Origin of the sequence: Actinoplanes sp. NPDC048967 (assembly GCF_040649415.1) — a bacterium.
Taxonomy (GTDB): domain Bacteria; phylum Actinomycetota; class Actinomycetes; order Mycobacteriales; family Micromonosporaceae; genus Actinoplanes.
In genome coordinates, this window is the sequence record NZ_JBEZFL010000004.1 from 843,417 (window position 1) to 864,930 (window position 21,514).

Consider the following 21,514-nt stretch of genomic DNA (forward strand, 5'->3'; position numbering starts at 1 on the left):
CCTGCCGTCCAGGCCGGCGGTCAACGATCCGCGGAGCAGGGCGGATGACCGCCCAGCCCCGCGGCCCGCGAAAGCTCAGACCAGCGCCACCGGCGCAGCCGGCCGGGCGACGAACCGCGCCACCCCGTCCCGCTCAGCCGCCCGGGCGACCGCCTCGGCCACCGCCGGAGCAACCCGCGGATCCAGCGCCGACGGCACGATCGCGTCCGCCCGCAGCTCGTCCGCCACGACCTCCGCGATCGCGTCGGCCGCCGCCACCTTCATCCGCTCGGTGATCCGGGTGGCTCGCGCATCCAGCGCACCACGGAAGATGCCGGGGAAGGCGAGCACGTTGTTGATCTGGTTGGGGAAGTCGCTGCGGCCGGTCGCGACGATCGCCGCGTACTTGTGGGCCAGCGCCGGCGGGACCTCCGGTGTGGGGTTGGCCAGGGCGAAGATGATGCCGCCCGGCGCCATGCCGGCCAGCGCGTTCTCCTCGATCTGGCCGCCGGAGACGCCGATCAGCACGTCGGCGCCGATCAGCGCCTCCTTGATGCCACCGGTACGCCCGGAGTAGTTCGTGCCCTGCGCCAGCGCCGCCTTCGTCCCGGTCAGGCCCGGCCGCTCCCCGTGGATGATGCCCTGGGAGTCGCAGACGATGACGTTCGCGCCCTGGATGCCGGCCGCGATCAGGGTGTTCGTGATGGCCACCCCGGCCGCGCCCGCGCCGCTGATCACCACTCGCAGGTCGGCGAAGCGCCGGCCGAGCAGGGCGACCGCGTTGCGCAGCGCGGCGAGCACGACGATCGCGGTGCCGTGCTGGTCGTCGTGGAAGACCGGGATGTCCAGCGCCTCGTCGAGGCGGCGTTCGATCTCGAAGCAGCGCGGCGCGCTGATGTCCTCGAGGTTGATCCCGCCGAACGAGGGGCCGAGCGCCTTGACCACGGCGATGATCCCCTCGATGTCCTGGGTGTCGAGGCAGATCGGGATGGCGTCGACGCCGCCGAACTGCTTGAACAGCACGGCCTTGCCCTCCATGACCGGCATCGCGGCCTTCGGGCCGATGTTGCCCAGCCCCAGCACGGCGGAGCCGTCGGTGACGACGGCCACCGTGTTGGCCGTCCAGGTGTAGTCGGCGGCGAGCTCGGGGTCGGCCGCGATCGCTTCGCAGACCCGGGCCACGCCCGGGGTGTAGGCCCGGGACAGATCGTCGCGGCTGGACAGCGGGACGGTGCAGGTGATCGCCATCTTGCCCTGCTTGTGCAGGTCGAAGACGGGGTCGGCCGCCAGGGCAGGGTCGAGTTCAAAACTGAAAAAGGACACAGGGACTCCAGGACACGCATCGGAACGTCGGTGTGCCAGCCGGACTCGCGCGAGTCTGCGCGGTCCGACGTGCGATGCGGGGGTCACCCGGGACAAGCAACCGCAAGATTCAGGTGTGCTGCGGTTAACGCAGGTTAACTTAGCCGACCCGGACGCGGCCAGTAGCGAAACACCACTTGTCCGATGACATCCGCCACCCCGTGGGCGCGGGAGTCGTCGGTGACGAACTCGTTGTCCCCCTCGACCCACCAGCCACCGTCGTGCGGGCGGATCGCCCGTTTGACGACGAGCAGTTCCGGCCGGGCCCGGAAGCGCGCCACCACGACCGACTGCGGCCGGACCCGCCGGACACGGCGCACGAGCAGGGCATCTCCGCCGTGCAGGGTGGGTGCCATGGACGGCCCTCGCACCAGTACGGCGAAGAGCGGCAATTGCCAAGTCATGGCATCAATCCCGGGGTCGAGGTTCGGTGTTCCGGTAAGGGGTAGTGTCGACTCGGATCATCGCAAACGTATGGAGGGGTCCTGATGCGACTTCCGCGTATTTTCACGCCGCGCACTGTGGTCAGCGCGCACTGCGACCTGCCCTGCGGGGTGTACGACCCGGCGCAGGCACGCATCGAGGCGGAGTCGGTGAAGGCCATCGCTGAGAAGTACCAGGCGAACACCGACCCCGAGTTCCGCACCCGCGCCATCCTCATCAAGGAGCAGCGCGCCGAGCTGGTCAAGCACCACCTGTGGGTGCTCTGGACCGACTACTTCAAGGCGCCGCACTTCGAGAAGTACCCGAACCTGAACCAGCTGTTCAACGAGGCCACCAAGCTCGCCGGCGCGTCCGGCGCCAAGGGCTCGATGGACCCCGCGGTCGGCGAGCAGCTGCTGGCCAAGATCGAGGAGATCTCCAAGATCTTCTGGGAGACCAAGCAGGCGTGAGTCCCGCAACGATCCGGCCGGTGCGTCACGACGACGTGCCGGCCGTTGTCGCGATGGTGCACGAGCTCGCCGAGTTCGAGCGCGCCGCGGACTCCTGCCACCTCACCGAAGAGCAGTTGCGCACAGCCCTGTTCGGTGAGCACCCGGCGGTGTTCGGCCACGTCGCGGTCGACGCCGACGACACCCCGTACGGTTTCACGCTCTGGTTCCTGAATTTCTCCACGTGGGAGGGAACGCACGGCGTCCACCTGGAGGACCTGTACGTCCGCCCGCATGCCCGGGGCACCGGCGCGGGGGCCGCGCTGCTCGCCACGCTGGCCCAGATCTGCGTGGAACGGGGTTACCAGCGCCTCGAGTGGGTGATGCTGGACTGGAATCCGGCCGCGGAGTTCTACGCCGCGATCGGGGCCGAGGTCGTGGCCGACTGGCTGCCGTACCGGCTGTCCGGCGCCGCGCTGAACCAACTCGCCGAGCGCGCCTCCCCCGTCAGGGGCTAGAGTTCTCCTCCATTGGGAGGATGGGTTCGGTGACTCAGCTGCAGACAACGCATCCGGAGCCGGCGTTCGGTGACGACGTCGTGCTGCTGACCGTGCCCGCCGACGGCGGGTACCTCGGCGTGCTCCGTACAGCCACGGCCGGCCTCGCTGCCCGCCTGCACTTCGCGCTCGACGAGATCGAGGACCTGCGCATCGCGGTCGACGAGGCCTGCGCCATGCTGCTGGCCATCGCCACCCGCGGCGCCGAGCTGGAATGCCGCTTCGCGGTCACCGACGACGCGCTCACCGTCGAGGTGACGGTGTCGACAGTGCGCGGCGCCCGGCTCCCGTCGGAGTCCTCTTTCGCGTGGAAGGTGCTGACCGCGCTGACCACGTCGGCGTCCGCCGAGGCGACCGGCCGGCACGCCACGATCCGGTTGCTGACCCGCCGCACCGAGATCTGACCCGCTCCTTTCCAGAGTCAGCGCGCGGTCGCCACCATGATGTAGTCCAGGTGCCGCCGGCCGACCTCCATGGCGGCCGCCGCGTCGCCGGCCTTCACACACATCAGCAGCTCGCGGTGGTCGGCGTCGATGCGCGCCCAGTAGTCGCCGGGCAGGTTCTCGACGATCTCCTCGCCGTAGGTGACGTGGTAGAGCGGGCGGGTGACCAGCTCGAACAGCGGATTGCCGGTCGCCGAGGCGACCGCCGCGTGAAAGGCCGCGTGCGCGGCCAGCATGGTCTGCAGCTCGTCCAGGTCGGGATCGAACATCGCGCCGCGCATCTCGATCAGGTTCGCATCCGTACGGCGTTGCGCGGCGAGCCCGGCGGCGGGCACCTCCAGGGCGCGGCGCAGCTCCAGCAGATCGGCCATGCCCACCTCGGCGGAGTTGCTCAGCAGAGTGAGCCCGGTGGAGAGCGCCTCGGAGAGCTGCTCGGCGTCGGGGTGCGCGACGAAGCTGCCGCCCGTGACACCCCGGGTGGTGACGATCAGGTGCTGGCTGGCCAGCAGACGTAACGCCTCGCGGACGGTGCTGCGGCTCACGCCCGAACGGACGCACAGCTCAGGCTCCGGTGGCAGCCGCTCCCCGGGCTGCAACCGGCCCGACGTGATCTCGTCGCGCAGTTCGTCCGCCAGGAGCTGGTACGCCGGCGGGCGCACCGTCGGTCCGGCCACTGCCCTCACCCCCTTGTGATCCGCCCACTCAGAGTAGGCCGTCGGACGCGGGTGGGAAGGGGGCTTCAGTCGAGTCCGAGAGCGCGCGTGGTCGGCGGCAGCACACAGAGCAGTCCGACTCCGGCGCCGAGCACCATCAGCAGCGCGCCGATCCACGCCGTACCGGTCTGGAGCAGGAAGCCGCCGGAGGCGATCACGAAGAGCTGCACGACGATGGCCGGGCCGCGGGCATGCGTCGAGCGCCGCGCCAGCGCGCGTGCGACGAAGACCACAGCGACGGCCGCGACGGCCGCGAAACCGGTGAGTGCGACGGCGACCGCGATGCTGCCGGCCTCGGCGGTGAAGTCCAGCACCAGCAGGTACGCGGTCAGCACCACGAGCGCGACGGCCTCCGCGAAGAGCAGGCGTACCGCCCAGACCAGCGTCGCCGGGGAATCGAGTTCTCGGGGGGTCACCGCTGTACGATACCGGCCAGCTCAGAGCGTTCCTGAGAGGTACAGTGCCGCCCATGCGAGCGTTACTGGTGGTTAATCCCAAAGCCACCACGACGAATGAGCGCAGCCGCGACGTCCTGGTCCGGGCCCTGCGCAGCGAGGTCGACCTGACCGTCGAATACACCATGAAACGCGGTCACGCCGCGGGTCTGGCGCGGGCGGCCGCCGAGAGCGGCGTCGATGTGGTGGTGACGCTCGGCGGGGACGGCACGGTGAACGAGGCCGTGAACGGGCTGATGACCGCCGACCCCGGGCTCGCGGCCCGGGGCACCGCACCGGCCTTCCGGCTGCCGGCCCTCGCCGTCGTCCCGGGCGGCTCCACCAACGTCTTCGCCCGCGCGCTGGGGTTGCCGCGCGACTGGGTCGACGGCACCAGCGTGATCCTGGACGGGCTGCGCTCCGGCCGGCACCGGGTGATCGGGCTCGGCCGGGCCGATGACCGCTACTTCACCTTCACGGCCGGGCTCGGGCTGGACGCGGCCGTGGTGCGCCGGGTCGAGCAGGCGCGGCTGCGCGGCCGCACGTCCACTCCCTCGCTCTATGTCCGGTCGATGATCGGGCAGATCTTCTCGGGCGAGGACCGCAAGTCGCCGCCGCTCTCGATCGAGCGACCCGGCGAGGAGCCGGAGACCGGTCTGGGCACCGTCATCATCCAGAACACGGCCCCGTGGACCTACGTCGGCGACCGGGCCATCAACCCGAACCCCGACGCCTCGTTCGACCGGGGACTTGACCTGCTGGCCGTTCGTAACCTATACATCGCCAGCACAACACGGACAGTGACGCAGATGGTCTCCCGCAACGCGGATCCGCACGGCAAGCACGTGCTGCGCCTGCACGACCAGGCCGACTTCACCGTCATCGCCAGCCGTCCGCAGCCCTTCCAGCTCGACGGCGACTACCTGGGCGAACGCCAGAAGGTGCACTTCCTGTCCGTTCCCGAAGCGCTACGTGTGATCTGCTGAGGATCGGGTACGCCGTTCGGAACCTCATCACGATCTGTTACAGAAAGACGGGCAAAAGGTCGGCAACGCGGCGCGTACCGTACTACATTGATAGGAGCGGTCGTCCGCCGGTCCTGGAAGATCCCCCAGAACCGGACAAAGGGGTCGTGAGCTAGCTCACCCGCTGGGAGAATTTCCGAGCGCTACCCTTGACATCGCGGGAGTTCGTGAAAGCATTCACAAGCGATAAGAAGTAACCCGATGCCGCTCGTACACGTTCCTTAATCCAGAAGGCACGGAACGGCATCGCGCACAAAGCTTGCTCACGCACCGGTGATCTGACGAACGCTGTCCGTCGGTCCCGGCGCGGATGCAGATAAAAGTAAGTAGCACCATTCTCTACCCAATCCAGAAACAAGGAGTGTTGCCGCCATGGACTGGCGTCACCATGCGATCTGCCGCGACGAGGACCCGGAGCTGTTCTTCCCGATCGGGACGTCTGGCCCCGCACTCCTGCAGGTCGAGCAGGCCAAGGCCGTCTGCCGGCGGTGTACCGTGACCGAGTCGTGCCTCGCCTGGGCGCTCGAGTCCGGACAGGACGCCGGCGTATGGGGCGGTATGAGCGAGGACGAGCGTCGCGCGGTCAAGCGTCGCGGCGGCCTCCGGGTCAGTGCCCCCACCGCCTGAACAATCCCCTCACAGCATTCACGCCCCGGGCCACATCGGCTCCGGGGCGTCGTGCTGTCCGGGACCCTACCGCTGACCGACTCCGATCATCGGCTGTTTCGATGCGATTACGCCACGCAATGGTGACGCACGGCATGAATGCGATCACGGCCGCTCGCGAAATGATCTCGAAATTACCGTTATCGAAGCCACTATTCGTCGATGCCCGCCCACCCTCCGCAGTGGACACCCCCGCAGCCGGACGATCACTCAATGTGGCCACTCCCCGGCGTGACGGCCGGTGACCGGGTCAGTCGAGTGACCGCCGGAGCCGGTCGAGGGCGCGGAGCACCTCGCCGCGGTGCCGACCGGCTTTGAGCCAGGCCGGCAGCCGGGCGAGCAACGTCAAGCCCTGGCCCGCTGTCCCCCGCTCCCGCAACCCGGCGGCGAGGTGTCCCTCCAGCAGCTCCAGGTGCGCTCGGTTGAAGGCCCAGAGGGTCCGCCCACCGCAACACGTCGTCCGCAGCCACAGCGGCAGCCCGAAGAACGGGTCGGTCGGGCCACCCCAGCACGACCAGCGCCGCGCCGGCTCCCAGAACGCCGAGCGCCCACAACCGGGACACACGAACCGGCGTGGCCAGGAGAGGGCGAGCACACCGTCGACCGGCTCAGCGATGACGAACGCCCGGCCACCGCACCGCGGGCAGACGACGTCGACATCGATCGCGAGGTCATAGCTCCGCGTCCCCGGGTCGCGATACCTGAGCTGGTCTTCCATGGCGGCCAGAATGCCGGACAGCACCGGCCGGAGCACCCGAGATTCCGCCGGACCCGGTCTCCCGGACAGTGCCCGGTTCCCGGCAGGGTGGCCAGACGAGCCCCAGCGGACTTCCGAGCCCCAGCGGGCCGGCGGCGCTGGGACAAACCGTGGGCAGGTCCCTCAGGCCGCGAGCGCAGCGACCGCGGTCGCCGGCGGGGCGGTAGCTTCCAGCACCCGCCCGGCGACCAGCTCAGCGATAGCCGGGATATCCGTCAGCGGCTCGGCCGCCGCAACGATCCCCGCCTCCCGAGCCGACGCCACGGTCGAATCCCACAACAGCCCAGGAGCAAGAAAGTACGAAGCCAGAGCAACCCGCTCATACCCCGCACCCCGGAGATCACGAACGACGTCACCCGACAGCGGCGGGGCGGCCGAGGCATACGCCACCCGGCACGGCACCCCCACCCGAGCGCTCAGGGCCGCCGCAGCCTGCTCCACCGTCGTACGCGCCGCAGCGTTACGGGTCCCGGCCGCCGCCAGCACCAGCGCATCCGCCCCAACCGGCCCCAGCCGCGCCACCAGACCGTCCAGCAGCAGCCCGGGCACGCGTCCGCCGACCGGTCCCAGCACCTCAGCCTGAGAGACGTCCAGCTCCGGATGCGACGCCCGGGCCGCGGTGATCTCGCCCGGCACGTCGACCCGGCCGTGGTACGCCGAGGTCAGCAGCAACGGGATCAGCACTGCCCGCCGGTGACCGGCCTCGGCGTACGAGGCCAGCACCTCCCGTGGGCGTGGGCCGGCATGGTCGAGGTAGGAGGCTCGCACCTCCCACTCCGGGTGCCGGGCCGCGACAGCCCGGGTCAGCGCCTCGGTCGCCCGGGCCGCGCGTGGGTCACGGCTGCCGTGGGCGGTCAGCGTGACGGCTAGACGTGCAGGCCGCATTCGGTCTTCTCGAACATCGCCCAGCGGCCCGCGCGGGGGTCCTCGCCGGCCTTGGTGCGCCGCGTGCACGGCCAGCAGCCGATCGAGCCGTACCCCTTCTTGAAGAGTTCGTTGACCGGCACGTTCCAGCGGGCGATGTAGCGGTCGACGTCGGCCTGCGTCCAGGCCGCGATCGGGTTGACCTTGACCTTGCCCTTCTTGGCGTCGAAGGCCACGACCGGGGTGTTGGCCCGGGTCGGGGACTCGTCACGGCGCAGGCCGGTGGCCCAGGAGTCGTAGTCGCTCAGGGCGCGCTCGAGCGGCTCGACCTTGCGCAGGAAGCAGCACTCGTCCGGGCTGCGGGCGAAGAGCCGGGGCCCGAACTCGCCGTCCTGCTGGCCGACCGTCATCCGCGGGCGGATCGAGCGCACGTTGACGTCCATCGTGCGGGCGACCGTGTCGCGGACCTTGAGGGTCTCGGGGAAGTGCAGGCCGGTGTCGAGGAACACCACGTCCACCCCGGGCGAGACCCGGGAGAACAGGTGGGCCACGACCGCGTCGGCCATCGAGCTGGTCACGCAGAAGCGGTCGCCGAAGGTGCTGGTCGCCCAGCGGGCGATCTCCTCGGCGGGGGCACCCTCGAGCGCGACGCCGGCGTCATCGGCCAGCGCCTTCAGCTCAAGAGCGGGTCGGCGGTCCGGGTCGGCCGGGGCCCCGAGGGACACCAGTCCCAGACCGGCGGCGGTCACCACAGTCATCGGTTCACTCCCTTGGCGAGCAGTCCGTTGAACTTGACCGTGAAAACACGGGCGCAGGAGTGGCACTCCCAGGCACCGTGCGAAGCCTCGTTGGGGCGGAGGTCCTCTTCACCGCAATACGGGCAGTAGAGCGGGGCAGATCTGGCGTCGCTCATTTCACGAGCTCCTCTTCCGCCCGGATCACCCAGTCGGCGAAGGTCTCGCCGTCGGTGCGGCCGGCCAGGAAGTTGCGGGCGAGGCGCTCCACGTACCCGGGGAGCTCCTCCGCGGTGGCCTTCAGGCCCCGCACCTTGCGGCCGAAGCCGGCGGTCTGGCCCTGCGCCATGCCGAGGCCGCCGCCGAGGTGGATCTGGAAGCCCTCGACCTGCTCGCCGTGCTCGTTCATGACGAGCATGCCCTTGAGGCCGATGTCGGCCACCTGGGTGCGGGCGCAGGCGTTGGGGCAGCCGTTGATGTGGATCGAGATGTCGGCGTCGAAGTCGCGCAGCCGCTCCTCCAGCCGGGCGACGAGCTCCTCGCCGCGGGCCTTGGTCTCGACGATCGCGAGCTTGCAGTACTCGATGCCGGTGCAGGCCATGGTGCCGCGGCGCCAGGCCGACGGCCGGGCTTCCAGCCCGATCCCGCGCAGGCCCGCGACCAGCGGTTCGACCTGGTCGTCGGCGATGTCCAGGACCAGGAGCTTCTGGTACGGGGTGAGCCGCACCCGGTCGGAGCCATGGGCCGCCACCAGGTCGGCCAGCTTGCTGAGCTGCTCCCCGGAGGAACGGCCGACGACCGGCGCCGCACCCACGTAGTTCCGGCCGTCGCGCTGCTTGTGCACGCCGATGTGGTCGACCGGCTTGTCCGGCAGCACCGGCGGCGGCCCGTCGATCAGGGCCCGGCCCAGGTATTCCTTCTCCAGGACCTCGCGGAACTTCGCCACGCCCCAGTCGGCCAGCAGGAACTTCAGCCGGGCCCGGTTGCGCAGGCGCCGGTAGCCGTAGTCGCGGAAGATCCCGACCACGCCCTCCCAGACGTCCGGGATCTCGTCCAGCGGCACCCACACGCCCAGCCGCTCGGCGAGCCGCGGGTTGGTGGAGAGGCCGCCGCCGACCCAGACGTCGAAGCCCGGTCCGTGCTGCGGGTGCACCACGCCGAGCAGCGCGATGTCGTTCACCTCGTGCGGCGTGTCGGCCAGCCACGAGATCGACGTCTTGAACTTGCGGGGCAGGTTGGAGTAGCGCGGGTCACCGAGATACCGCTCGACGATCGTGTCGATGGCCGGGGTCGGGTCGATGACCTCCTCGGTGGAGACGCCGGCGACCGGGCTGCCCAGCACGACGCGCGGGCAGTCGCCGCAGGCCTCGGTGGTCTCCAGGCCGACCGCCTCCAGCCGGCGCCAGATCTCCGGCATGTCCTCGACCCGGATCCAGTGCAGCTGGATGTTCTGCCGGTCGGTGATGTCGGCGGAGCCGCGGGCGAACTCGGTGGAGATGTCGGCGATGGTCCGCAGCTGGGCGAGGTTGAGGGCGCCGCCGTCGATGCGGACGCGGAGCATGAAGTACTCGTCCTCGAGCTCGTGCGGCTCGAGCACCGCGGTGCGACCGCCGTCGATCCCCGCCTTGCGCTGGGTGTAGAGGCCCCACCAGCGGAACCGCCCCCGCAGGTCCTGCGGGTCGATGCCCGCGAAGCCGGTGTGGGCGTAGATGTTCTCGATCCGGGCCCGGACGTTGAGCGGGTTGTCGTCCTTCTTGATCCGCTCGTTCGGGTTCAGCGGCTCGCGGTGTCCGAGCGCCCACTGGCCCTCGCCACGCGCCTTACGGGGGCGAGCGGCGGGCTTGGTGGCCGGGGTGCTGTCCAGCGCCATGTCGGCGTTCCTCCAGGTAATTCTGCCGGTGGGCGCGCTGTACGCGGTCGGCTCCTGTGAGGGCTCGCGACTTCACTGTCTGGCGAGGGCCGGCGCGTCTTGCGCGCCCGAAAAAAGAGATCGGGCGGCGTCAGGAAGCCGGACACATCGCGCTGCGGACACGGCCGTAATCAACGTGGCGACGAGCCACGAAGCGGCGGTCAACTGCAGCGGTCATGCCGGTAAGCCTCTCACGCGAGACCCTTTACGGCCAGTGCGGTCCAGATTCCGGGAGTGTGGCGGCGGACACCGTGAGTCAGAGGTCCTGAGCGGCGTCGTGCCGGCGGTGCCACAGCAGCCGCAACCACTCGTTGGCGCCCGCCGCGGGCTCCACGGCCGGCAGCGGGGTCGGCGCGGTCTCCACCAGCTGCAACAGCCGCCAGGCCAGGCCGAAACACTCGTCGTCGCCGAAACCACGGACGAGCAGCCGGGCCTCGTCGTCGCTCACCGGCCACCGCACGGCCCGCAGGCGGCGTTCCAGCTCGCCGAAGGCCGCGTCACCGGCCTCGGAGTCGTCCGCTTCGGACGGCAGGGGGCCCAACTCGACAAATCGAAGAACCTCGCTACGGACACCCATGGCCCGATCTTCACACAGCCGGGCCGGTTCGGACGATTCAGCGCTTGCCGAGCGGCACCACCAGGACGGCCTCGGTGCCGCCGCCGGCCCGGTTGCGCAGCTCGATGCTGCCGCGCAGCTCACCGGTGGCCAGCGCGCGGACGATCTGCAGGCCGAGCCGGCCGCTCGCGTCGGCGTGGAACTCGTCCGGCAGGCCCTGGCCGTTGTCCGCCACGGTCACGTGCAGCTGCTTGCGGAACCGGTGCGCCGAGACCACCACCTCGCCGGTCGGAGCCGGCGGGGTCAGGGACGGCTCGGGCGCCGGAGCGTCCTCGTCGGGCGCCGGGAAGCCGTGCTCCACCGCGTTGATCAGCAGCTCGTTCAGGACCATCACCAGCGAGGTGGCGATCTCCGCCGGCAGTACGCCGAACGTGCCCTCGCGCCGCATCTTGACCGTGATCTCGGTGGCCGCGACCTCGGTGGCCGCCGTGGCGACCCGGTCCACGATGCCGTCGAAGTCGACCGCCTCGTCGCTCGACATGGACAGCGTCTCGTGCACCAGGGCGATCGAGGCCACCCGCCGTACGGATTCCTGCAGGGCCACCCGGGCCTCCGGGGCGTTGACCCGCCGGGCCTGCAGGCGCAGCAGCGCCGCGACCGTCTGCAGGTTGTTCTTGACCCGGTGGTGGATCTCGCGGATCGTCGCGTCCTTGGTCATCAGGGCCCGGTCCCGGCGGCGGACCTCGGTGACGTCCCGGGCCAGCACCAGCGCGCCGATCGGCACACCCGCCGGCATCAGCGGCAGCGCCCGGATCAGCACGGTCGCGCCGCGGGCCTCCACCTCTTTGCGGGGAGGGGCCTCGCCGCGCAAGGAGGTGAGGATGCGTTCCGCCGCGTCGGTGCCCTCGAGCGGGTCGGCGGCCAGCCGGCTGGAGAGCACCGACAACTCCTCGCCGACCAGGTGGGCATTGAACCCGAGCCGCCGGTACGCGGACTGCGCGTTCGGGCTGGCGTAGGTGACCTTGCCGCCGGCGTCGAGGCGGATCAGCCCGTCGCCGACGCGCGGGGCGGACGTGGTCTCGCCCGGGTGCGCGGGCGGCGGGAACGTGCCGTCGGCGACCATCTGGGCCAGGTCGTCGGCCGTGGTCAGGTAGTTGAGCTCCAGCTGGCTCGGGGTGCGCGCGGTGGACAGGTTGGTGTCGCGGCCGATCACCGCGATGACCTCGATGTTCTCGTCGGCGCCGCGCAGCCGTACCGGGATCGCCTCGTGCCGGGCCGGGGTGTCGCCGTACCAGACCGGATCGCCCTCGCGCCAGATCCGGCCCTGGGTGAACGCGATGTCGAGGTGGGCGACCTCCGGGCCGCCCACCTTCTTGCCCACCTGGTCGTCCTGGTACGCCGTCGAGGACGTGTTGGGCCGGACCTGCGCGACGCAGAGGAACTCCCGCGGGCCCTCCTCACCCCGCAACGGCACCCAGAGCAGCAGGTCAGCGAAGGAGAGATCGGACAGCAGCTGCCAGTCGCCGGCGAGCCGGGTCAGGTGGTCGATGTCGTCAGGACCGAGGCCGGTGTGTTCTTCGGCGAGATCGCGCAGCGTGGACACCGCACAAGCCTGCCATGCCCATGTTGCGGGCCGTCACGATCAGAGCGTGGACGTGACCTTGTTCAGGCCGCGCGGCGCGTCCGGGTCCTCGCCCCGGGCCAGCGCGAGGGCCAGGGCCAGGCGCTGGAGGGGCAGGATGTCGAGCAGCGGCGCATAGCGCTCGTCGACCGCCGGGACGGCGAGCCGGCCGGCGGCGCCGGGGATGTCGGTGGCCCCGACGGTGACGACGTCGGCGCGTCGCTCACCCAGGCGGGTCACCACGTCGGCCATGGAGGTGCCGCCGGGCCCGGTGCCGACAACAGCGAGCACCGGTACGTCGGGGTCCGTCATCGCCAGCGGCCCGTGCAACAGGTCGGCGCCCGAGAAGGCCAGGGCCGGCAGGTACGACGTCTCCATCAGCTTGAGGGCGGTCTCCCGGGCGGTCGGGTACGCGTACCCCCGGCCGGTTGTGACCAGGCGCGACGCGAAGCGGTAGCGCTGCGCGAGCTCGTCCGCGCCGTGATCGCCCAGCGCGTCCTCGGCGAGCTGCGGCAGCTTCTCGAGCGCGGCGCGTTCCTCGGCGGGCAGGGTGCCGTCGCCGTTGCGGATGCCCTCGACCAGCAGCAGCAGCGCGAACAGCTCCGCCGTGTAGGTCTTGGTGGCGGCGACAGCGCGCTCGTGACCGGCCGCCACATCCACCGAGAGCTCAGCGGTCCGGGCCAGCGTGGAGGCGGGGTTGTTGGTCACCGCGAGGGTCAGCGCGCCGCTCTCCCGGGCGACCTTGAGCACCTCGGTGAGGTCGGGCGAGCCGCCGCTCTGGCTGACCCCCACGACCAGCGCGTCCTTGAGGTCGGGGCGGGCGCCGTAGAGGGTGATGGCGCTGGGCGAAGCCAGGCCGACCGGCAGGCCGAGCCGGATCTCGGTCAGGTACGCGGCGTAGAGCGCGGCGTGGTCGGAGGTCCCGCGGCCGACGAAGACCACGTGGCGCGGGCGCCGCTCGGCCACCCGGGCAGCGGCTTCCGCGATGGCTTTCGCGGACTCCGCCTCCAGCAGCCGTGCGTAACCTCCCGGCTGCTCTGCGATGTCGGCCGCCATTCCCTGGCCTCGCTGCGTCACTGGTCCTCCCCCTCATGCGCGGTACAGCTCGATCGGTGCGCAGTGTTGCACTTTTGAGCCGGAAAACGCAACGTTTCGAGCACAGCTGCGCACGGATTGCGGCCTGACATATCGAGATTCGTCGCCTAGGCTCGCGTCGGTGGCACACGGCGTGCCATCCGAGGAAGGCGTGGCCATGGAAGACCCCCGGCGCTCCGCCGATCGCGACCTCGAGCAGGCCCGCGCGGCCCTCGAGCGTGGCGAGATGCACCACGCCGCCGATCACCTGGCCGGCGCCATCGCGCACGCGCCGACTCTGCCCGAGACCCACGAGCTGCTCAGCCGGCTGGCCGCCCGCGCCGACGGCGGCCTGGAGCTCTTCCCGCTGGAGCAGCACGCCTTCGTCGGCACGGTGGTCGCCCGGGCCCACCTGCTGGCCGCCGCCGGCCGCCCCGAGGACGGGCTGCCGCTGCTGGTCGCGGCCAGCGGGCACACGCCCGGCGTCGACTGGGCGGGCGTGCCCTGGGTCAGCGACCCCGCGCTGGGCGCCCGGATGGAGCCGGGGCTGCTGGCACAGATCGTCATGCAGCTGTGCACCACCATCGGAGACCCGGCCCCCGAGGCCGGCCGCGAGTCCCTGCTGCCGTATCTGACGTTGGTCCGGCACGCCGTCGAGGCGCACCCGGAGCAGGCCATGCTGCTCGGTGCCGGCTCGGCCCTGGCCCGCCGGCTCGGCGAGCCCACCCTGGCGGTCGAGTGGGCCGTGCGCGGCGCCCGGCTGCGGCCGTCCAAGCTGGCCGAGATCTGGCTGGGTTACGCCTACCGCAGCGCGGACCGCATCCCCGAGTCGCTGGCCGCCCTGCGCCGCGCGGTCATGTACGACCCCGACGACCTCTCGGTGTACGCCGACATCGCCGGCACCCTGGCCGACCACGGCCGCCTGGACGACGCGCTGGCCTGGGCCGACCGGGCGCTGGCCAAGGACCCCGAGTTCGACTGCGCCGTGCACACCGCGCACCGGCTGCGTTACCGCGCCGACGGCGACCTGACCCACCTGATCCGCCTGGCCGACTTCCAGCGTGACCACCCCGACGACACCCACGAGCACGCCGACCTGGCCGACTGCTGCGCCGACCAGCCCTGGCTCAGCCGGGTGCCGGCCGCGCCCGGCACCGGGCCGGACCCGGCCCGCGAGCCGTTCGTGGCGGGCCGCCCGACTGAGGCGGCGGTGGAACGCCTGCACCGGGTCGCCCATCCGCTGTGGCCGCACCCGCCGGCCGCCTACGACGCAGCCCTCGGGCTGGTGCTGGTCGAGCCGGAGGATCTGCTGGCCCTGATCGCCCACCCGCCGGCGGCCCCGGACAACGAGGTGGGACAGGCGCTGGCCGCCCACGACCCGGCGTTGTGGACCCGCTGCGCGCAGGTCTGGGCGTGCCTGGGGCTGCTGCACCAGCGCACGGACGAGCCGTGGGCCGGATCCGTGCGCCGCCGCCTGCTGGTCGAGCTGGCCACCACGGGCACCGACCAGATCACCGAGGCGGCGCTCTTCGCCCTGGTCACGGCCGCCTGGGTGGAGCCGTCGGCCCGGGCCGACGTCGCCGAGCTGGTCACCCGCCGGCTCACGGAGATCACCGCGACGCGGCAGCCGCTGGCCTGGTCGGTGGCGCAGCTCGCGATGGCGACCCCGGATCTGGCCGCGGAGGTACGGCTGCGGGCCGCGGAGGTGGTGCGCGCCGAGGAGGATCACGCGGCGCCGGTGCTGCCCCGTCAGCGCCGCCGCGGTGGTCGCCTGCGGCGCTGGCTGTCGGGCCGCCCTATTCGATGACGGCGATCAGGTCGCCTTCCTGCACCACGTCGCCCTCGTTGACCGCGAGCTGGGCCACGACCCCGTCGGACTCGGCGAGCACCGGGATCTCCATCTTCATCGACTCGAGGATCACCAGGGTGTCGCCCTCCTCGACCTCGGCCCCGGCGGTGGACACAACCTTCCACACGTTGGCCACCATCTCGGCGCGGATCTCGTCGGCCATGGGGTAGTCCTCCTCGTCGCGGCGCTGCTCCGGTGACGGTATCCAATCACGGTCCGGGCGCGGGGGCATACCGGGCGCGCGGGCCGGGCCGTCTACCATCGGCGGGTTGACCGCGAGGACGAACGGAGATCGAGATGGCCAAGAAGTCTCGTAAGAAGAAGGCCCGGAAGAAGAGCGCCGCCAACCACGGCAAGCGTCCCAACTCCTGAGCCGTGGACAGCGAGGGCCGGTAGCGCGCGCTACCGGCCCTTCACGTCTGACGGTGCCCGCGGGTCAGGGCAGGAACTCGTGGCTCTCCGCCTCGACCGCGTACTCGCTGAGCTTGACCCGGAGCCGCTCGCGCAGCTCCTTCGGTGCTGTCTCGTCGCCGCAGCAACGGGCGACGAGCGCCTTCACCTCGTGCTCGATGCCGTACTCGCGCAGGCAGTCGGAGCAGTCGTCGAGGTGCCGCTGGATCAGCTCCCGGCGGTCGTCGCTGCACTCCAGATCGAGGTACAGGTAGACCTCGCTGATCACGACGCTGCAGTCGGTCTTCTGGGCTTCGTCGTTCACGTCGCTCACGCCTCCTGTGCGGCGGGCGTGCCGGGGGTGCGGGTGATCCCCCGGTCGACGGCGTACTGCTCGAGCAGCTTGCGGAGGTTCCGCCGGCCGCGGTGCAGGCGGGACATGACCGTGCCGATCGGCGTACCCATGATGTCGGCGATCTCCTTGTACGAGAAACCCTCGACATCGGCGAGGTAGACGGCCAGCCGGAACTCCTCGGGCAGCTGCTGCAGCGCATCCTTGATGTCGCTGTCGGGCAGCCGGTCCAGCGCCTCGGTCTCGGCCGAGCGCAGACCCGCGGACGTGTGCGACTCGGACGAGGCGAGCTGCCAGTCCGAGATCTCCTCGGTGGGAGCCTGCACGGGCTGACGCTGCTTGCGCCGGTACGAGTTGATGTAGGTGTTCGTGAGGATCCGGTACAGCCAGGCCTTGAGGTTGGTGCCCTCCTCGAACTGGTGGAACGCGGAGAACGCCTTGAGGAAGGTCTCCTGCACGAGGTCCTCGGCATCGGCCGGGTTGCGCGTCATGCGCAGGCCGGCCGCGTAAAGCTGATCCACGAAGGGCAGCGCGTCCCGCTCGAAGCGCGCCCGGCGCTCCTCGGTCTTCTCGCTGCGTTCGGTTCTTTCCGTCCGCTCTGCTGGCGTCACCCGCACGTCTCCCCTCGACCGCCCCGCCGAGGATACGGGTAGTGCCCCGTCAACAGATTCAAAAACCGCCGGTGATGTGACGCTCACCGATGATGTGACGGGCCCCGTGACAGCCGCCGGCCACTCGGGTGCGTGCAGCAGTTGCTGCACGCGCACCTGCGGGCCGCCGCGCTGGACGAATCCGGTTCCGGCTTGCACTTTGGGGTACCCCTTCCGACGTACAGCCTTCCGGGTGGTGTACCGGTGGCGGAGGTGCCCGCATTCCGGATCAGCGGGCCCACCTGTGCGCCCGCAGCCACGCGACCACGATCGCCGCGGTGCCGGGCAGATCACGGCGCAGATCGTGGACGGCGCCGGGGCGTACGGCGACCTCCACGACGCCGCCCGGCTCAGGCACGCCGAACGGATCACGGTCGCCGTTGACGACCAGGGTCGGGATGCGGGCCGGCAGCTCATCGGCGCGGCTGCGGTCCGGCTTGCCCGGCGGATGCAACGGGAAGGCGAGGGCCAGCACCCCGGCCGCGCCCAGCTGCTCCGCCGTCCGGCAGGCCACCCGGGCCCCGCTGGAACGCCCGCCCAGGATCAACGGCAGGCCGCCGTCGGCGATCCCGGCCACCACCGCCGTCCAGGCCTCGTCCAGATGACCGGCCGGCGCGGGCGCACGCCGCCCGGCGACCCGGTACGGCTGGGTCACCAGCGCGACCCTGGCCCCCGCGGCCACGGCGGCGTCATGCACCGCGGTCAGATCGGGCGCGTCCACGTCACCGCCCGCGCCGTGGCCGAGGACGAGCTGACAGAGCGACGGGCCGGCAGGGTCCGTGATCCGGATCCCCGCCGGCCCGCGCGGTGTGTCGATCGAGAAGCTGTGCACAACTCCTATGTCTAGCGGCTCACCGGCACCAGTGTGAGCAGGCGGCGATCTTCTTCGTCCGGTCCGTCGTCGACTTCCTCGCCGTCCGGCCGTACCCGCTCGCGCCAGGCGACCAGCATCGCCCGCCGTTCGCGGGGTGTCGTCCCGCCCCAGACGCCGTGGCAGTCGCCCACCTGCAAGGCCCAGGCCAGGCACGGCCCTTGGACATCGCAGCTGCCGCAGAGTGCGACCGCACTCTCGGACGGCTCGTTCGGAGCCGGGAAGAACGTTTCCGGATCGACCGTGCGGCAGGCGCCGCGGGTGCGCCACGCTTCATCACTGCGACGGTCTTCGATCGCGCTGAGCAACCTTGGGTCGCGCCTGGCAATGGCGACCTCATGTGGACGCGGCATTCGAGCACGTGTCATCAGCCCACCTCCCCCGTGGGTACCGGTAAAGCCGTGATGGGCGGTCCGCACCGTACGGATCGTCATCACACCGGCGCTGGTTTCTATCGCACGGAGGAAGATCAGAACAAGGGTCTTATCTATCTCGCAACAAAGTTTCCAGTGGAGAACCCCTGCATATAGGGATATAACGCTTCGCGCGTATCAGCGAAGCGGCAATTCGGACACCCGGAATGATCGCATTTCGTGGCTCAGAACAGCGTCACCTCCGCGGGCGTCACCGGCTCCGGCGCGGTCAGCAGATGCGGACCGTTGTTGCGGACGTTTCCGACGTCCGGGCGGACCGGACGGACCTCGATCGCTTCCAGCTCGGCGGGCGACATCGGCTGCAGCAGAGCGGGCGCGTCACCGCCGCCGGCCAGCCACTGCGACCAGCGCTCCCGCGGCAGGATCAGCGGCATCCGGTCGTGCACCTCGGCCAGCCCACCCAGCGCGGCGGTGGTCAGCACGCTGCAGGTCAGCAGCTGCTCGCGCCACATCGTCCAGATGCCGGCGAAGGCGAGCACCGAGGAATCGCGCGGCGTCATGTAGAACGCCCGCTTGGTCTTGCCGTCGCGGACCCACTCGAACCAGCCGTCGGCCGGAACCAGGCACCGGCGGCGCTCGAACGACGAGGCGAAGGCCCGCGAGGTGGCCACGGTCTCGGCCCGGGCGTTGATCATCCGGGCGCCGGTGCGCGGGTCGTCGGCCCACGGCGGGACCAGGCCCCAGCGCGCGGAGTCCACGACCCGGCCGCCGTGCCGCTGCGACATGCGCACCAGGGGAACGGGATCGGTGGGAGCGACGTTCCAGCTCGGCCCCAGCGTCTCCGTGACGCTCGTGGCGTCGAAGAGCAGGCTGAGGTCGGCCTCGCTCCGCGTCGTCGCGTACCGCCCACACATAGCGCCGACCCTACGCCCGGCGCGTCGATCGTGTTGCCCCGCGCAAGCTGTCGTACCCGAACGGCAGAATGGGGGCCGTGACAGCTCAGGCACGCCCCTGGACGGCCCCCGCCGGCAGCCGGCCGGTCGCGGCCACGGTCGCCCTGCCCGGCTCCAAGTCGATGACGGCCCGGGCCCTGGTGCTGAGCGCGCTCGCCGACGGCCCGTCGGAGATCCGCCGCCCGCTGCGGGCCCGCGACACCACGCTCATGGCCGCCGGGCTGCGAGCCCTCGGCGTCGCGGTCGACACCACGGCCGACGAGGTGTGGCGGGTCGCGCCCGGCCCGCTGCGCGGACCGGCCCGGGTCGACGTGGGGCTGGCCGGCACGATCATGCGCTTCGCCCCGCCGGTGGCCGCCCTGGCCGACGGCCCGGTCACCTTCGACGGCGACCCGCACGCCCGCAACCGGCCGCTGCGTCCGATCGTGGAGGCGCTGCGCACACTGGGCGTCGATCTCGACGCCTCGGAAACCGGCGGGCTCCCGCTGGAGATCCGCGGCACCGGCCTGGTCACCGGCGGCGAGGCGGTCATCGACGCCTCCGGGTCCAGCCAGTTCGTCTCCGGGCTCCTGCTCTCCGCGCCCCGCTTCGCCAAGGGGCTGGTGCTGCGCCACGAGGGCCCGCCGGTGCCCTCGGCGCCACACCTGCGGATGACCACCCACATGCTGCGCGCCGCGGGCGCGACGGTCGACGAGAGCGTGCCGGACGTGTGGGCCGTCGAGCCCGGCGGGCTGCACGGCCGCACCTGGGACATCGAGCCCGACCTGTCCGGCGCCGCGCCCTTCTTCGCCGCGGCCATGGTCACCGGCGGCGCCGTCACGCTGGCCGGCTGGCCGCGCGACAGCTGGCAGCCGGCCGGCCGGCTGAGCGAGCTGCTGACCGCACTGGGCGCCGAGGTGACCCAGGACGACACCGGCCTCACTGTCCGGGGCACCGGCGCGCTGCACGGCCTGCGCGCCGACCTGTCCGAGGTCAGCGAGCTGACGCCGGTCGTCGCCGCCTTGGCCGCGCTCGCCGACGGGCCGAGCGAGCTGCGCGGCGTCGCGCACATCCGCGGCCACGAGACCGACCGGATCGCCGCGCTGGCCACCGAGCTGCGCAAGATCGGCGCGGAGGTCGTCGAGCACCCCGACGGCCTGGAGATCACCCCCGGCCCGCTGCGGGCGGCCACCCTCGAGACGTACGCCGACCACCGGATGGCCCACGCGGCGGCGGTGCTGGGACTCGCCGTCGAGGGCGTCCGGCTCACCGACGTAGCGTGTACCTCCAAGACTCTGCCGGAGTTCCCCGAGCTCTGGGCCGACCTCGTGACAGGGAGCTGAAGCTGCCGGGCAAGAAGCGCGAGTACGACGAGGACGACGTCCGGATCAGACCGGGGCGGTCCTCGCGTCCGCGTACCCGCACCAGGCCCAAGCACGAGGACGCCGTCGACGCGCTCGTGATCACCGTGGACCGCGGCCGGTACGGCTGCATCCGGGAGGACGCCGAGCACCTCGACGAGCTGATCACCGCGATGCGCGCCCGCGAACTGGGCCGCAAGTCCGTGGTCGTCGGCGACCGGGTCGCCCTGGTCGGCGACACCTCCGGAGCCCCCGGCGCACTGGCCCGGATCGTGCGCATCGCCGAACGCACGTCGGTGCTGCGCCGCACGGCGGACGACGACGACACCACCCCCGAGGGCCGGCTCGAACGCGTCGTGGTGGCAAACGCCGATCAGCTCGTCATAGTCAGCGCGCTGGCCGATCCGCCGCCACGGACCGGCTTCATCGACCGCTGCCTGGTGGCGGCGTACGACGCGGACATCGAGCCGCTGCTCTGCCTGACCAAGGCCGACCTGGCCGGGCCGGCCGCGGTGCTCGACTACTACGCCGAGCTGGACCTGCCGTACGTCCTGGTCAAGCCGGAGAGCGACCTCACCGAGGTGCGCGACCGGCTGGCCGGGCGCATCTCCGTGATGGTCGGCCACTCCGGCGTCGGCAAGTCCACGCTGGTCAACCGGCTGGTACCGGACGCGCTGCGGGCGGTCGGCGTGGTCAGCGCGATCGGCAAGGGCCGGCACACCTCGACCAGCGCGGTGGCGTTGCGCCTCCCCCGGGTGCAGAAGAAGGGCGACCCCGGCTGGATCATCGACACGCCGGGCATCCGCAGCTTCGGGCTGGCCCACGTGAGCGCGGAGAGCCTGCTGCACGGCTTCCCGGACCTGGTCGAAGGCACGGTCGACTGCCCGCCGAACTGCGGTCACACGGCCGCGGACGTGGACTGCAAGCTGGACGCGTGGGTGGCGGCGGGCAAGGCCGACCCGCGGCGGCTGGCGTCGTACCGCCGGCTGTTGAGCTCGCGGGCCGGCGAGGACAACTCGCGCGACCAGAGCGAGTAGCACCGGGCCCCGGCGGCCCTGAGCCGGCCGACCCCGGCCCGGCCCGGCCCGGGAGCTCAACAGCCGGCGGTACGACGCCAGCCGCCGCGGGTCGGCCTTGCCCGCCGCCACCCACGCGTCCAGCTTGCAGTC

At 71.6% G+C, this 21,514-nt stretch carries 25 protein-coding genes and 1 pseudogene; 8 read left to right on the forward strand and 18 right to left on the reverse strand.

Going from position 1 to position 21,514, the window contains the following annotated elements:
• Positions 1–75: 75 nt before the first annotated feature.
• Complete coding sequence (locus tag AB0C12_RS21610; protein WP_360550591.1) at positions 76–1,227, reverse strand: NADP-dependent malic enzyme; 1,152 nt, start codon at positions 1,225–1,227, stop codon at positions 76–78.
• Between the two features lie 209 nt (positions 1,228–1,436).
• Entirely contained in the window at positions 1,437–1,745 is a 309-nt protein-coding gene (locus tag AB0C12_RS21615) for a S26 family signal peptidase (RefSeq protein ID WP_360550483.1), read from the reverse strand.
• Positions 1,746–1,829: 84 nt separating this feature from the next.
• Between AB0C12_RS21615 and sodN the strand changes: the two genes are divergently transcribed.
• Genes sodN through AB0C12_RS21630 form a run of 3 tightly spaced genes read left to right on the forward strand, consistent with a single transcriptional unit; the run spans position 1,830 to position 3,174 of the window.
• Positions 1,830–2,234 (forward strand): superoxide dismutase, Ni, encoded by a 405-nt coding sequence (sodN, locus tag AB0C12_RS21620; RefSeq protein WP_203769414.1) that lies wholly within the window; start codon positions 1,830–1,832, stop codon positions 2,232–2,234.
• Between the two features lie 53 nt (positions 2,235–2,287).
• The gene (locus tag AB0C12_RS21625; RefSeq protein WP_360550593.1) at positions 2,288–2,731 is read left to right on the forward strand and encodes a GNAT family N-acetyltransferase; all 444 of its coding nucleotides are present in this window, start codon (positions 2,288–2,290) and stop codon (positions 2,729–2,731) included.
• 38 nt (positions 2,732–2,769) lie between these two features.
• Positions 2,770–3,174 carry an ATP-binding protein gene (locus tag AB0C12_RS21630; protein WP_233624529.1) on the forward strand — a complete coding sequence of 135 codons (405 nt, stop codon included), beginning with the start codon at positions 2,770–2,772 and terminating at the stop codon, positions 3,172–3,174.
• A 17-nt stretch (positions 3,175–3,191) separates the two neighbouring features.
• Here the strand turns inward: AB0C12_RS21630 and AB0C12_RS21635 are convergent, their stop codons facing one another.
• Together AB0C12_RS21635 and AB0C12_RS21640 are read right to left on the reverse strand one after the other, a co-directional pair.
• Positions 3,192–3,887, reverse strand: coding sequence for an FCD domain-containing protein (locus tag AB0C12_RS21635; protein WP_360550485.1), 696 nt, complete (start codon positions 3,885–3,887; stop codon positions 3,192–3,194).
• A gap of 65 nt (positions 3,888–3,952) precedes the next feature.
• A complete protein-coding gene (locus tag AB0C12_RS21640; protein WP_360550487.1) occupies positions 3,953–4,342 on the reverse strand; it encodes a hypothetical protein in 390 nt (129 codons plus the stop codon).
• 53 nt (positions 4,343–4,395) lie between these two features.
• Between AB0C12_RS21640 and AB0C12_RS21645 the strand changes: the two genes are divergently transcribed.
• Positions 4,396–5,346 carry a diacylglycerol kinase family protein gene (locus tag AB0C12_RS21645; protein ID WP_360550489.1) on the forward strand — a complete coding sequence of 317 codons (951 nt, stop codon included), beginning with the start codon at positions 4,396–4,398 and terminating at the stop codon, positions 5,344–5,346.
• 411 nt (positions 5,347–5,757) lie between these two features.
• Positions 5,758–6,012, forward strand: a complete 255-nt coding sequence (locus tag AB0C12_RS21650; protein ID WP_203769420.1) for a WhiB family transcriptional regulator — start codon at positions 5,758–5,760, stop codon at positions 6,010–6,012.
• A 289-nt stretch (positions 6,013–6,301) separates the two neighbouring features.
• Here AB0C12_RS21650 and AB0C12_RS21655 read toward each other — a convergent pair whose 3' ends face one another.
• From AB0C12_RS21655 to AB0C12_RS21685, 7 genes are all read right to left on the reverse strand, one after another.
• Complete coding sequence (locus tag AB0C12_RS21655) at positions 6,302–6,769, reverse strand: hypothetical protein (protein ID WP_360550491.1); 468 nt, start codon at positions 6,767–6,769, stop codon at positions 6,302–6,304.
• Positions 6,770–6,931: 162 nt separating this feature from the next.
• Positions 6,932–7,693, reverse strand: a complete 762-nt coding sequence (locus AB0C12_RS21660; RefSeq protein WP_360550493.1) for a CbiX/SirB N-terminal domain-containing protein — start codon at positions 7,691–7,693, stop codon at positions 6,932–6,934.
• A complete protein-coding gene (locus AB0C12_RS21665; protein WP_360550495.1) occupies positions 7,675–8,430 on the reverse strand; it encodes a phosphoadenylyl-sulfate reductase in 756 nt (251 codons plus the stop codon). The genes AB0C12_RS21660 and AB0C12_RS21665 overlap by 19 nt, the downstream gene beginning before the upstream one ends.
• 151 nt (positions 8,431–8,581) lie before the next feature.
• A complete protein-coding gene (locus AB0C12_RS21670; protein ID WP_360550497.1) occupies positions 8,582–10,276 on the reverse strand; it encodes a nitrite/sulfite reductase in 1,695 nt (564 codons plus the stop codon).
• Between the two features lie 295 nt (positions 10,277–10,571).
• The gene (locus tag AB0C12_RS21675) at positions 10,572–10,892 is read right to left on the reverse strand and encodes a hypothetical protein (RefSeq protein ID WP_360550499.1); all 321 of its coding nucleotides are present in this window, start codon (positions 10,890–10,892) and stop codon (positions 10,572–10,574) included.
• 37 nt (positions 10,893–10,929) lie between these two features.
• Positions 10,930–12,474 carry a histidine kinase N-terminal domain-containing protein gene (locus tag AB0C12_RS21680; RefSeq protein ID WP_360550501.1) on the reverse strand — a complete coding sequence of 515 codons (1,545 nt, stop codon included), beginning with the start codon at positions 12,472–12,474 and terminating at the stop codon, positions 10,930–10,932.
• Positions 12,475–12,513: 39 nt separating this feature from the next.
• A complete protein-coding gene (locus AB0C12_RS21685) occupies positions 12,514–13,548 on the reverse strand; it encodes an SIS domain-containing protein (protein ID WP_360550595.1) in 1,035 nt (344 codons plus the stop codon).
• 196 nt (positions 13,549–13,744) lie between these two features.
• Here AB0C12_RS21685 and AB0C12_RS21690 point away from each other — a divergent pair, with 196 nt between their 5' ends.
• On the forward strand, positions 13,745–15,373 hold the full coding sequence (locus AB0C12_RS21690; protein ID WP_360550503.1) for a tetratricopeptide repeat protein: 1,629 nt from the start codon (positions 13,745–13,747) through the stop codon (positions 15,371–15,373).
• Here AB0C12_RS21690 and AB0C12_RS21695 read toward each other — a convergent pair.
• From AB0C12_RS21695 to AB0C12_RS21720, 6 genes are all read right to left on the reverse strand, one after another.
• Entirely contained in the window at positions 15,363–15,578 is a 216-nt protein-coding gene (locus AB0C12_RS21695; protein ID WP_360550505.1) for a biotin/lipoyl-binding carrier protein, read from the reverse strand. The two genes, AB0C12_RS21690 and AB0C12_RS21695, sit on opposite strands and share 11 nt — an antisense overlap.
• A 273-nt stretch (positions 15,579–15,851) precedes the next feature.
• Positions 15,852–16,130, reverse strand: a complete 279-nt coding sequence (rsrA, locus tag AB0C12_RS21700) for a mycothiol system anti-sigma-R factor (RefSeq protein WP_360550507.1) — start codon at positions 16,128–16,130, stop codon at positions 15,852–15,854.
• 5 nt (positions 16,131–16,135) lie between these two features.
• A complete protein-coding gene (locus tag AB0C12_RS21705) occupies positions 16,136–16,966 on the reverse strand; it encodes a sigma-70 family RNA polymerase sigma factor (RefSeq protein WP_360550597.1) in 831 nt (276 codons plus the stop codon).
• Positions 16,967–17,036: 70 nt separating this feature from the next.
• Positions 17,037–17,639, reverse strand: a complete 603-nt coding sequence (locus tag AB0C12_RS21710) for an alpha/beta family hydrolase (protein WP_360550509.1) — start codon at positions 17,637–17,639, stop codon at positions 17,037–17,039.
• An 11-nt stretch (positions 17,640–17,650) separates the two neighbouring features.
• A complete protein-coding gene (locus AB0C12_RS21715; RefSeq protein ID WP_360550511.1) occupies positions 17,651–18,046 on the reverse strand; it encodes a WhiB family transcriptional regulator in 396 nt (131 codons plus the stop codon).
• Between the two features lie 230 nt (positions 18,047–18,276).
• Entirely contained in the window at positions 18,277–18,966 is a 690-nt protein-coding gene (locus tag AB0C12_RS21720; RefSeq protein ID WP_360550513.1) for an SOS response-associated peptidase, read from the reverse strand.
• A 68-nt stretch (positions 18,967–19,034) separates the two neighbouring features.
• On the opposite strand from AB0C12_RS21720, the gene aroA reads away from it, so the two are divergent.
• A complete protein-coding gene (aroA, locus tag AB0C12_RS21725; protein WP_360550515.1) occupies positions 19,035–20,327 on the forward strand; it encodes a 3-phosphoshikimate 1-carboxyvinyltransferase in 1,293 nt (430 codons plus the stop codon).
• On the forward strand, positions 20,300–21,382 hold the full coding sequence (gene rsgA / locus AB0C12_RS21730) for a ribosome small subunit-dependent GTPase A (protein WP_360550599.1): 1,083 nt from the start codon (positions 20,300–20,302) through the stop codon (positions 21,380–21,382). Before aroA ends, rsgA begins: the two co-directional genes overlap by 28 nt.
• A 42-nt stretch (positions 21,383–21,424) precedes the next feature.
• Here the strand turns inward: rsgA and AB0C12_RS21735 are convergent.
• Positions 21,425–21,514 (reverse strand): annotated as a pseudogene (locus AB0C12_RS21735) (ribosome small subunit-dependent GTPase A); the annotation flags it as partial.